The 12163-nt window shown below is 42.3% G+C and carries 12 protein-coding genes; 10 read left to right on the forward strand and 2 right to left on the reverse strand.

Going from position 1 to position 12163, the window contains the following annotated elements:
• The first annotated feature begins 92 nt into the window (after positions 1-92).
• The gene (locus AC0YNZ_RS29390; protein WP_475829975.1) at positions 93-308 is read left to right on the forward strand and encodes a multicopper oxidase domain-containing protein; all 216 of its coding nucleotides are present in this window, start codon (positions 93-95) and stop codon (positions 306-308) included.
• On the opposite strand, the gene AC0YNZ_RS29395 is transcribed toward AC0YNZ_RS29390, so the two are convergent.
• Positions 309-1208, reverse strand: a complete 900-nt coding sequence (locus AC0YNZ_RS29395) for an AraC family transcriptional regulator (protein WP_475829934.1) — start codon at positions 1206-1208, stop codon at positions 309-311. It lies immediately after the preceding gene.
• A gap of 176 nt (positions 1209-1384) precedes the next feature.
• Here AC0YNZ_RS29395 and AC0YNZ_RS29400 point away from each other — a divergent pair, with 176 nt between their 5' ends.
• Positions 1385-2263, forward strand: a complete 879-nt coding sequence (locus AC0YNZ_RS29400; RefSeq protein ID WP_475829935.1) for an alpha/beta hydrolase — start codon at positions 1385-1387, stop codon at positions 2261-2263.
• A 945-nt stretch (positions 2264-3208) separates the two neighbouring features.
• On the forward strand, positions 3209-3751 hold the full coding sequence (locus AC0YNZ_RS29405; RefSeq protein ID WP_475829936.1) for a GNAT family N-acetyltransferase: 543 nt from the start codon (positions 3209-3211) through the stop codon (positions 3749-3751).
• A gap of 178 nt (positions 3752-3929) precedes the next feature.
• On the opposite strand, the gene AC0YNZ_RS29410 is transcribed toward AC0YNZ_RS29405, so the two are convergent.
• Positions 3930-4595 carry a hypothetical protein gene (locus tag AC0YNZ_RS29410; RefSeq protein ID WP_475829937.1) on the reverse strand — a complete coding sequence of 222 codons (666 nt, stop codon included), beginning with the start codon at positions 4593-4595 and terminating at the stop codon, positions 3930-3932.
• Between the two features lie 658 nt (positions 4596-5253).
• Here AC0YNZ_RS29410 and AC0YNZ_RS29415 point away from each other — a divergent pair.
• The 7 genes from AC0YNZ_RS29415 (at position 5254) to AC0YNZ_RS29445 (ending at position 12102) form a co-directional block, all read left to right on the forward strand.
• Entirely contained in the window at positions 5254-5703 is a 450-nt protein-coding gene (locus AC0YNZ_RS29415) for a DUF4240 domain-containing protein (protein WP_475829938.1), read from the forward strand.
• 133 nt (positions 5704-5836) lie between these two features.
• Positions 5837-6361 carry a P-loop nucleotide/nucleoside kinase family protein gene (locus AC0YNZ_RS29420; RefSeq protein ID WP_475829939.1) on the forward strand — a complete coding sequence of 175 codons (525 nt, stop codon included), beginning with the start codon at positions 5837-5839 and terminating at the stop codon, positions 6359-6361.
• 258 nt (positions 6362-6619) lie between these two features.
• Entirely contained in the window at positions 6620-7906 is a 1287-nt protein-coding gene (locus tag AC0YNZ_RS29425; protein ID WP_475829940.1) for an IS110 family RNA-guided transposase, read from the forward strand.
• Between the two features lie 522 nt (positions 7907-8428).
• Positions 8429-9442 carry an AraC family transcriptional regulator gene (locus tag AC0YNZ_RS29430; protein WP_475829941.1) on the forward strand — a complete coding sequence of 338 codons (1014 nt, stop codon included), beginning with the start codon at positions 8429-8431 and terminating at the stop codon, positions 9440-9442.
• Between the two features lie 193 nt (positions 9443-9635).
• The gene (locus AC0YNZ_RS29435) at positions 9636-10430 is read left to right on the forward strand and encodes an SDR family NAD(P)-dependent oxidoreductase (protein ID WP_475829942.1); all 795 of its coding nucleotides are present in this window, start codon (positions 9636-9638) and stop codon (positions 10428-10430) included.
• Positions 10431-10691: 261 nt separating this feature from the next.
• Positions 10692-11126 carry a MerR family transcriptional regulator gene (locus AC0YNZ_RS29440; RefSeq protein WP_475829943.1) on the forward strand — a complete coding sequence of 145 codons (435 nt, stop codon included), beginning with the start codon at positions 10692-10694 and terminating at the stop codon, positions 11124-11126.
• Between the two features lie 4 nt (positions 11127-11130).
• Positions 11131-12102: an aldo/keto reductase gene (locus AC0YNZ_RS29445; protein WP_475829944.1), complete on the forward strand. Its 972-nt coding sequence runs from the start codon at positions 11131-11133 to the stop codon at positions 12100-12102.
• The last annotated feature ends 61 nt before the right edge of the window (positions 12103-12163 follow it).

Genomic DNA, 12163 nt, shown 5'->3' on the forward strand with positions numbered 1-12163 from the left:
ACGAACGGTTACAAGCAAAACTAAACGGCCTCAGTCCGATGGAATTTAGGACCAAGGCCGCTTAATTGATTTTTGTTATTTGTACTGTCTACTTGACGGGGTGCAGTTCATTCACGTCCCTGGCTGCCGCTGTTTTTTACAAATCAAACACACAGTTCAAATTGGCACCGGATGTGTTTCTGGGAATGTGGATGGATCATTGCCACAACCTCGATCATGCGGCGACCGAAATGATCTTGCATCTTGTGGATGACCATGTGAGTCCGTCATTTGAAGTGGGAAACAGGTCCGGAAACTTACCGGATTAACTATAGGGAACCGAATTGTTTGCGGTACTCCGCCGGCGTGTAGCCGGCGTGTTTGCGGAACACCCGGATGAAATATGCGTCGTCGGTAAACCCGACCCGATCCATAATCTCCGTCACCTTCAGAGTAGTATTGCACAGCATGGAAGAGGCTAATTGGATTCGCAGACTGTTTACATAGGTGACGATCGACATGCCGGTTGCCGAGTTTACTTTGCGGTTTAACGTCGTGCGATTGGTGTGAAACCGTTTGGCCAACTCGTCTAATCCTATTTTGTTCCTATAGTAAACATGCAAGTATTGAATGACTTCATCGATATCCGGAGGAGCTTGAGGAATGCGGTGCGCCGTTTCCTTGCTTTTCCGGTACAATCTTCGGATGAGAAAAAGCAATTCCTGTAGATAGGACCGGCTTTGGCAAGGCCAATTGGGCGAACTTGTAGAGAGAATATGATGAATTTCCTCCATGATTCGTTGAACGTAGTGCACAAAAGAAACATCGATAGACACACATCCGTAATATCCGTCCGACCGGTTGAAGAAAGGCTCCAGCAACCATGCATCCTGAATGTCCGAAGTGGCGAGGCCTTCGTTATCGAACAAATTTTCCCGTAACGAAAGCTTATAGTTAATCACTTTTGGGTGGAAATAAACCGAGCTTGCTTTCACTCCGGAGTGCGCAGCCAATTGTAACGGCTCCCTCTCGTTAATGCAGTAAAAGGCCGGCGAAATAATAGAGTGCCGGACAGTCCCGATCTGCAGGATGCCGTTTCCTTCCATTATAAACATTAGCCGATAGCGGGTGTGAAGCCCCCGATCGATCGCGAAATCTTCATTCGAGAAACACTTCATTTCATGAAGAAACTGCCCCCATACCGTCTGTCCGACCGTTGCCAATTCCATTGACTGTCACCTCCCGTATTGTCACTTTCTATTTTATACTATTGGTTTGGCGTTTCCAATTGTCAGTTGATCGATGCAGATCGTCTATGTTTCTGAGATAGGCATTTAGCTAGAATTAGGTTGGAACGAGGAAGAACCTCACCCTGTTATCAAGATTTCGTTAAGGAGGATGAAAGATGAGAAGGAAGTCAATGCTCATGGTTCTAGGCTTGATGATGGCAGTCACGATGTTGTTCAGTAATGTTTTCGCTGCGCCGGGCGAGGATGCTCAGGCAACATCCCATATCGTAAAAACAAGTCTGTTCAGCAAATCTTTACAAAAAGAAATGAACGTGAACGTTTATTTACCGCCTGGCTATAGCGAAAACGAAAAATATCCGGTTTTGTATGTCTTGCACAAACTGGATGAGGACGAGGACTTCTGGTTCGATCAAGTGTTGCTGGATGAACAAGCCGACCGGTTGATCGGTTTAAGGAAAATAAGGCCCTTAATAATCGTTTCTCCTCAGTATGATCGCAGCTGGGGTCTGAATTCGGCAGATGAAGTCGGTATGGTCGACAACTACTGGCACGTAGGCCGATATGAAGATTATATTACGAAAGATTTGATCGAATTTATCGATTCCAATTATTCCACCCAGAAATCGAGAAGCAGCCGATACATCGGGGGAACGTCTATGGGCGGGTATTCGGCACTGCTTGCAGCGTTCAAACACCATAATTTGTACAGCAAGGTAGGCGGTCATGCTCCGGCATTGTTCGAGTATATGTGGGAACCGCTCAAGCAGATGGCAGGAGGCACGGACGAGGAAAGGCAGAAAAATAACCCGACATGGCTTGCGATGCATGAGAGGCAAAACATGTTGGATATTTATGTAGATATCGGGGATGTGGATTGGTTGAAAGACGGCGCGTTGCGATTCAATGAAATTATGCAGGATCAGAACTTGAAAAATTACCAATTCCATTACATTCCGGGTGGCGCACACGACACGGCGTATTGGTCCAGCCAGGCGGAAAATTACTTGCTGTTTTACGCAGGTGACACGAAATAGGCGATGAGAGACGGCCGCTCTAATCAGGGTGGCCTCTTTATTTATTCGCCTCAGGACCGCAGCAGAATGCATTAGAGGGAAACCTCTCATTTTCACCGAAGTAAGGAGCATAACTAAGCAGTGTGGTGGGGTAATGAAGACAAATACACTTGATTTCGAATTGCATATGGAATCTGAGCGTTCCGAGAACTAAGAATTACGAAAAGAAATGAAAAAGGCTTATGCTCAGATTTACTAAAAATTTTAGTTGCACTTCATTGAGCTAACGGGAGGATAGTTTAATTAAAGACGTTTTTTATTGACCGCAATTAATTGATTTCAATTAGAATAAGATCAAATTACTTTCGGAGGTCAAAGGAATAATATGGGTAAAAAGATAAAACAACTATTCAATCAAGATGTATTGAGACAGGCCGCGGAACGTTATGGTATACGCGAAGACTCAATGATCGATTTAAATGGGTATCAAAACTTCGTTTATTCTGGGTTGGTCGGAGATCGTGAAGTTATTCTAAGAATTGCCCATATCACACATCGGAATGAAACATTAACGAAAGCGGAATTAGATTTTTTATTATGTTTTTGGAGGAGTCTGGTGAAAAAGTAGCTAGACCGATTCAGTCTTTAACCGGTGATCTTCTTCATACAATTGACGATGCTTTTGTTGTGACAGCCTTTGAGAAAAACTGATTTAGTTCGTTTAGCACAACGAGCAGAATCGTCTGAATATGTTCGAGTTGAAGCAGAAAGAATTCTTAAAGAGCATGCATTATTGAAAATAGATGCTACGTTAACGATTACGATAGTGGGAAAACCAGGGAGCAGATTGCCGCGTCAACTGCTTTCTGGTTTTCATTGAAGTAACGGGCAGTAATCTTCAAGAAAGGCATGACCTATTCAGAAATACCTATGGTAATATTGACGAATAATAATATGGGGGTGTTCATGTTGTTGTTTTTCGAAATGGGTAACCTTCGTGTTCGCAAATTATCGAATAAAGACGCGAATTATCTAGTACAGTGGCTTTCCAATCCATTAGTGCTGCAATATTACGCAGGAAGAGACCGCCCTCATGATATTGAGATGGTGAGAGAGATTTTTTTTCAAGAAGAAGATAGTGAAACGAGATGCATTGTAGAATACGATTCTAAAGTAATAGGATATATTCAATTCTATGAATTGGATGACGAAGGAAAAGGGGAATATGGTTATACAAATTTGAAAGAAAAAATATATGGTACAGACCAATTCATTGGAGAGGTCAATTATTGGAATAAAGGGATAGGTAAGTTATTAGTTAGTTCAATAGTCAACTACTTAATAACTGAACTAGATGTAAGCAAAATTGTGATGGACCCACAGACTTGGAATGTACGAGCAATCGCGTGTTATGAAAAATGTGGCTTCAAAAAAGTAAAGTTATTACCTAAGCACGAATGGCATGAAGGGGAACTTAGGGATCAATGGCTAATGGAGTTTTCTAAGTAATTACAGGTAACGAGAGTTCAATGCCGAAGGGCTGCCGCACGGCAGCCCTTCATTGTTTAATGCAAGCAAGTGCTATCGCTTGGCATGCTCACCTGTTAAATAACTTCGAGGGGTGGCATCATTGAAATGAGTGGCATCAAAGTAACTGCCAAGCGATTATCGGACATTACGTTACTCGCTAACCATATAACTCGTTCTGTATTTTCTTTAACTTTTCAAGGTGGGGCTTCAATTGTTTCAGCAATTCCGCTTTAGCATGAGACACGTAATTTTCAGAGGTGATGGATGAGACGCTTTCCTTGAACGACGCAATCGTCTTGTCCAAGGCACGAAGCTCTCTGGCTAGCGAAAGCAAGGTTTCTCGTGTCCTGTCATTAATTAATTTAGGCTTTGATTTCCAATAAGTGTAACTTATATTGTGCATCGGACGCCAAGCACTCACTTGGAAAGCAAGTACAAACATGTCCCTCTGTTCATCCGAGGTCATAATCGTGTTATTGATTGAAAGCTTCGGATCTGGGTTGCCCGAATAGTCATCGCTAAACTCAATTAGCGTCAACAACTGATCGTTCATTTCCTCTGCCTGTTTCTTAGCTTTATTGATCAACTGTTGAACCTTTGCAGGGACCTCATTTTCCTTTGTTTGGCTTATCGTCTCCAGAGTTTCAGCAAGTTGAAGCGCAGACGATGCATGTTTCACCAAGTATAAGAACGCCGCGTCATTCTTCTGCTGATAAAGTGACTTGAGATTGTTGTATTTTTCGTCCAATTGTTTATAAACCACTGCGTTGATACACAGCAGTACAACTAGTATAAGACTGTAGATTTTAATGTGTTTTGACAAAGCTTTCTTTCCTCTCTGAGACAAATGATTTTAAACTTTGCGCGGCCGAATGTGAAGTATAGCTCAAAAGTGCAAATGAAGAATATCATGAAGAAGAGTTAATGGCAATAATCAATTCTTTACATGTACTGCTAAATTTCAGAAATGAATCTGACATTAAGAATAAGATTCTTTTTGATGAGATACTGGAAATATTGAAACTGAAAAACTAAACTAACGGGTAACGATAGCGAAATGATTATGACTGGAGCAGGCTCCGCGGTGACCTGCTCCTAACGTTGAAGTCACGGGAAGCATAGTTGTTAAAGTGAAGGATATTTCAATTAAAATCAAGAAATATAAATGCTGATGACTTGGAGACTTGGTATTGAATTATGGCGAGTTAGAAACGGGGATAACAATAGTGACTATAACTAGTGCTACCGCAAAACCAGGCGACTTATTCGCTATCACACTGCCTGATGGTCGTTACTCAGCAATACGAATTTTAGAAAGTGATGAGTTGCAATAGTTATAGTGGTACTTGGGATTCAGCCTGTGCAAACCCAGTATATTATGAGTGGCGATGGATTCATGATCGTGAGAGCTTTGAGAATGAGATTCTGATAAAACGGGAGCAAAGAAACATCCAGCAGCGAGTAAACAAACCAAAAAACTTATGGCAGACGAAGAGTTTTGGATGTATATGACTCTACTGAATCTCACTAATGATGATGAAGAAGAGGCCGTCTTCCCTTTAGTAAATAGTCTTTCGAGGAAAAGTGTTCGTGTAATTAAAGAATTCGAGGAAACACTCGCATATAAGCTTTACTTATTGGATACGAAAGAGCATGCCAAGCATATTGGGGAAATTGCTTATAATGAGCAAGATGATTATGTGTCCGCTGATAATTTCTTGTACGCGCGTTGCACGGCGGTTGCAAAAGGCAAAGATTTTTATGAAACAGCTCTGATAAATCCAACAAAGATGCCCAAAGACGAAGAATTCGAAATTTTACTATCTGTCGCTAACAATGCATATATGAAGAGGACTGGTAAGGACTTTGTGTATGAAACAGGATGTTCTTATGAGTCATTTGAAAATAAAGATGGATGGCGAAAAGCTTAGTTTAATACCCACCTTTTTTCATAATCAATTGAACTAACGGAGAACGAGAGTTGAACTAATGATTAGTACGAGGCTGCCGGCATGAAAAGGCAGCTTCGTTACGAACGGGTAAAATATGGGGGGAGGAGATTATATGCATTTCACCAAAAAATCAGTAACCGTCTATCTTATCTCTGGTCCACTTGGTGTAGGGAAATCAACCGTCTCCAAGACTCTGGCTAGTGCAATGAACCAATGTGTCTTGATTGAAGGTGATCTCCTTCTCCATGTCTACCGTGGGGAGACTGAACCGCCCTGGGAGGAACGACTCCGACTGGCATGGCTTAATATCGCTGCGGTGACGCGGAATTTTCTCCTGAACGGGCTAGACGTGGTTATCGATTTCGTCATCGAAGATGAACTTCAATGGTTCTTTGACCAACTATCGGATCTCGAGGCGACGCTCCACTATGTTGTCCTGCACGCGGATCCGGATACCCTTACCGCTCGACTCCATCAGCGAGGAGATGCGCAATATATCCACCGCTCGCTCTTCCTTCGGAACAAGTTGATGGCGTCACCGACTAATGAGCCATTCCTACTGGACACTGATGGTAAGAAGCCGGATGAACTTGCTGAAGAAATCATAAAAAATGCCAGATTTCGGATACAAGGTTAGAATTACTGGTACGCTTAATGCACTAGTAAAGGCCGAATCAGGGTTCATTCAATCCGTCAAAGGGTACTCCAAGTAAGCAAACTGTAGATTACATGTCTTTAAATGCTTCTTTTTTCGTGGGGCGCGACCACGTAGATCATTAAGCTAAACCATTCCTGTTAAGGCTAAGAAATGGCCTTTGTCAAAAAAGGAGCGCCTCGGTATGATGGGTTTGTCCAATGGTTAATTACCCAACACCATCAAGGAGGCGCTCTTATCATGAAGTTTAAACAATCAGAAGTACAAAATCAACGGACCGAACGAATTACGACCTCACATCTTGTTGTAGGGATCGACATGGCCAAGGAAACACATGTAGCACAGGTAACGAATTATCGTGGAATCATGCTGACGAATCGGCATCTATCGTTTAGCAACACCATAGAGGGGTTTGAAAAGTTTCACAGGTGGATGGAAGCCATTCAGCAAAAGCACCGTTTAAAAAGCGTAAACATTGGTATGGAGCCGACAGGGCATTATTGGTGGAACTTGGCCAACTGGCTTACACATAAAGAATTGCAAGTCGTGTTAGTCAATCCAGCAACGACCAAGCGTAATAAAGAAAACCGTGACAATTGCCAATCGAAAAGTGACCCAAAAGATGCACTTGTCATTGCAGATGTAGTAAGCCGAGGCTATTACTATGAACATACGAAACAGACCCACGTGTTTCAGCGGTTGCGAACCCTGATCAGTGATCGAGAATTTTGGGTTACAAATAGTGTTCGGTTACAAAATCGTATCATTCGATGGCTGGATATCCGCTTTCCGGAGTACAGTTCGATTTTTAAAGATTGGACCTGCAAACGCTCGATGGCTACACTGAAGGAGTTACCTACACCACAGGATCTTGCAGGACGGTCAATACCTGAGATCATTTCGATATGGAGAAGACATATGCAGCGAGCAGGCGGTTCAACAGGCACACAAAAGGCTGCTGAGCTCATTGCACAAGCTAGGCGGAGTATAGGAGACGTTACAGCTTTAACCGAAGCAAAGCAAGATTTTATACGGTTAATCGCAGAGTTCGAACGAATGACAGATATGTTAGCAGACATGGAAAAGCAACTCCACGCCTTGCTAGAGGAGATCCCCATGGCCGTTCAGCTCTGTTCCATTAAGGGCCTTGGTACGATTTTCGTCGCGGCTATCTTAGCAGGTGCAGGTGACCTTAGACAGTATGAACATGGGCGTCAGTTACTGCGCAAAGCCGGTCTGAATCTCGCAGAAAGTACATCGGGGAAAAGGAAAGGGCAGATCATTATCTCTAAACGAGGAGACTCCAGCCTAAGGAAAAATCTATACTTAGCGACCATTCAACTCATCGGAATTAATCCAATCTTTCAAGAATTACATCCGCACAATGTTCAAGTAAAGCACATGAAAAAGCAACAGTCTGTCTCCAAGCTTGTGGGTAAAGTGGCACGAATTCTGATCGTTATGGTCCATCGAGCTGAAACATTCTCTCCCGAAAAAGCTAGCTATCTCGTTTCACAAGCAGCTTAAGGTAATGCTCCATCACGTATATTGACTCATTCGCAGGATTTCGAACAAAGAAAGCACCGGAGGACCGAGTTCGTACCCGAAAAGGGCATAGACCCGTCGAGCCATGGGATGGTAAACACCAGGGCAAATGTGGAGTTTGCGTGCAGTAGAGTGAAGCGAAAGGGAATGACTAAAGCGATTCCTCTGTTCCCTCATGCCTTAATACTGGACTAACAGCGCTCGCCCCATGCTTCCACCATCATCATTACTATTCCATGGTGATGAAATCCTGCGAATGAGTGAGTATATGTGAGATAAACCCTTAAAATCGAGGGACGGGTACGATAGTTCAATGCTTTCAGTAGCAGTTATACTTCTTCATCATGTATCAGTTTTTAATCTTTCAGAATAGGACTCATTGTATATGGATTTTTCTTTTTCGAATAGATTTTTTTGAGCTTAACAATCAGACAACTCGCTGCTAACTTCGTGGAGGCAGTATTGGAATGATAGAAATATGTAAACAAAAGGAGTGCAATGTTTATGAAGTCTCACACCTCTGATCGTATTAAAATCTCGCCAGGGTTTTGGGAAGGATTACGTCAATTAGGAATTGCAGACCACGAAGTAGCCCAAAAAGCACGATTGCCGCTCACCCTTATTACTGAGCCGTTAGTCACCCGATCCCAATATTTTGCTATCTGGCAGGCTTATTCCGATCTCATCGGTGACACTGCCAAGGGAATCATCAAGATGGCGACTTTCTATGAAACAGCGAAGTTTCCTCCGACCGTGTTAGCGACTTACCATGCTAGAAACTATCGCGACGCTCTAAACCGAATGGCTCGGTATAAACAACTTTGCCCGCCCGAAAGCTTACATATCACCGAGGAGGCTGAGCACTGTACTATCGAACTGGAATGGCTGAATACGGAGCAACCGGGTCCGCCATTGCTGGTGGGCCTCACACTGGCATTTCTTCTAGAGCTTGGACGCAGGGGCACAAGCGAACCTTTGAAGGCGCAATACGTCGAATTTTCGCAATCAATGGGCGATGTGCAGGCCCTTGAAGCTTACTTTGGGTGCCCAATCCGAATTGATGCAAATTGCAATCGGCTAACGTTGCATCGGAGAGATCTGGACCATCCTTTTGTCTCGTACAACGAAGAGTTGTTAGAGATTCTGACTCCCATTCTCGACCAATCATTGAATGAACAGAAGCAAAGTCGCTCATTTGCCGAGATGGTCAAGTGGATCATGAAACGCAGCCTCACAGGAGGACGTCCGGACATTCAGGCTGTAGCTAAGGAGCTCAGTATGAGTGACCGCACCTTGCAACGTAGACTTACTGACGAAAACACGAGCTTCAAGCAGTTGTTGACACAAGCTAGACATGAGCAGGCACGAGAGTACTTGGCAGACCCCTCGCTCGATATTAAGGAAGTGGCTTTCTTGATTGGATATCAAGACCAGAACTCTTTCTACCGCGCCTTTCGCCTTTGGGAAGGTGATACTCCCTCAAATTGGCGCACAGAACATTCGATACAAACTCGGTAACAGCAGGACGGCTAGGAAATCCGGCAATTCACTAATACAATTCCCAACCTACTGATATTAATAGTGGACTAGCATTTATTATATTTTATAATTTGGCGTGTCAAACAAGAACGTTGGCGCGATAGGCTAGTTACGGAACAACCCAGACAAGGTAATATAAGCACTACCCGCAGCACAAGAAGGAGAAATGTATATGGATATGGGATTAAAAAACAAAACAGCTTTAGTTACAGGATCTACAAAAGGAATTGGGAAAGCAATTGCCATTGAACTTGCCAAGGCCGGCGTTAATGTACTAATTAATGGACGGAATAATGAAGAGGTAGAACGTACTGTTAATGAAATGAAGTCAAGTTTCCCAGATACTTTCCCTCAAAATGCTACTGCCGATATTGTGGATATTGGGCAAAGAGAAGCTTTATTTGAAAAATACCCCGATATCGATATTTTAGTAAACAGTATGGGGATATATGAAATTATGAAGTATGAGAATGTTGATGACGAAGTATGGGAAACATATTTCCGTACTAATGTTCTTGCTGCAAATGGATTATCTAAATTTTATTTGCCTAAAATGTTGAAAAATGATTATGGCCGCATTATCTTTATTGCGAGTGAGGAAGCCATTATGCCTTCCGGGCAAATGCCCCAGTATTGTATGACCAAATCAATGCTATTATCATTGTCCAAAAGCTTATCTAAATTAACAATAGGAACAGAAGTTACAGTCAATACGATCTTGCCAGGACCAACACTTTCTGAATATGTACATCAAATTATTGATAGTATATACCCGAATGAAGCTATGACTTTCGCAGAAAAAGAGAAAGAATTTATGAAAACAAACCTGCCGCAATCTGAAATACAGCGATTTATCAAACCTATTGAAATAGGCAGACTTGCTGCATTTGTATGTAGTCCTTATGCATCCGCCTTTAAAGGTTCTCCAATTCGAATGGATGGGGGAATGGTGCCGACTATTTTTTAACATTTTTATAATTATGTCTAGGAACTTATAGGCCTAAGAGTCGCATAATTGCGGCTTTTTTTTATTTTACGATATATGTTCTTGTCAAAATCCAATAATAGTACATAAAGTGATTCCCTTATTTGAGAAACATTCCTATTTGATACCTGCAATAATACATCTAAAAATTTAGGGTTGCCTTAAAGCGCGCTTTAAGGACTATGATGTAGAAGAACCTGACGAAAGCATCTGAAAACAAACTTTAAGAAGGGATCCAAGAACATGGCATTTACTATAAAAGAAGCTTCAGAACGATTAGGTTGTTCGGCACCTACCATTCGTTATTACGAGAAGGAGGGATTACTTCCCTACATCAAGAGAGATAAGCATGGGAATCGTCTGTTTGAACAAGATCACCTGGATTGGACCAGGCTGATGACATGTTTTCGAGCAACTGGAATGAAGATGTCTTTACTGAAGCAAATGGTCAATCTCGCATTAGATGGAAATTCCACAATTCCTCAAAGAAAATCAATTCTTAATCAGTACAAAGAGGATTTATTTAGACGTCAAAGAGAGCTTACAGAAGCTCTTAATGCTGTGAATAACAAGCTGTCCATATATGAAGATATAGAAATGGGAAAAGCCAGTTCAGAAAGTCAACTGTTAAACCAAATGGAAAATCAGCAACACTCAACAAGCGATAGAGAGGAGTAAATATATGAAAACAAGAAAATTAGGAAACAGTGATCTAGTCGTGTCTTCGATTGGACTGGGGATTATGGGAATGTCTCCAGGAATGTATGGAGAAACAAATGATGAACAGTCCATTAAGACCATACACCGTGCTCTGGAATTGGGAGTTACTTTGATCGATACCGCTGATGTTTATGGAAATGGGCATAATGAGGAGCTTCTTGGAAAAGCACTCAAAGGACGTCGAGATCAGGCCATTATTGCGACTAAGTTTTCCTACACACCTAATTATGAAACAATTAGCGGTCATCCAGATTACGTCAAACAAGCAGTGGAAGAGAGCTTACGTCGATTAAACATTGAGCATATTGATCTTTATTACCAGCATCGTGTAGATCCCAATATCCCTATCGAGGAGACGATCGGGGCGATGTCTGATTTAGTTAGGGCGGGGAAAGTACGCTATCTTGGCCTTTCAGAAGCATCTGCTTCCACTATTCGTCGTGCACATGCGATACATCCAATTTCGGCATTAGAAAGCGAGTATTCTCTTTGGAGTCGGGATATTGAAGATGAGATACTCCCTGCTGCAAGAGAACTAGGAATTACTCATGTTGCTTACAGTCCGTTGAGCAGGGGCTTTATTACTGGCGAACTTCGAAAGTTTGAAGATTTGGATGCTAATGATCTTCGTAGATATATGCCACGGTTCCAAGGTGATAACTTTAATAAAAATGTAGAAATCGCAGATAAAATCAAGGAAATCGCCAATGAAAAGAATTGTACTCCTTCACAATTGGCCCTAGCATGGACCATAACAAATCATGCACTACCGATTCCGGGAACCAAACGAATAAAATATTTAGAGGAAAATGCAGCCTCCGTGGATGTTGAACTAACTCCTGAGGACTTGGTTCGTATTGAAGAAGTTAGCCCTAAACATGTCGTTCATGGTACCCGATATATGAAAGAACAGATGACATTACTTGACGGGTAGAATCTAGTGGATCAAATACATTAAAGTGTAAATAGTGGCCCTAATCCTCGGGGAGTCACTG

It is taken from the genome of Paenibacillus sp. J2L1-98 (assembly GCF_056269405.1).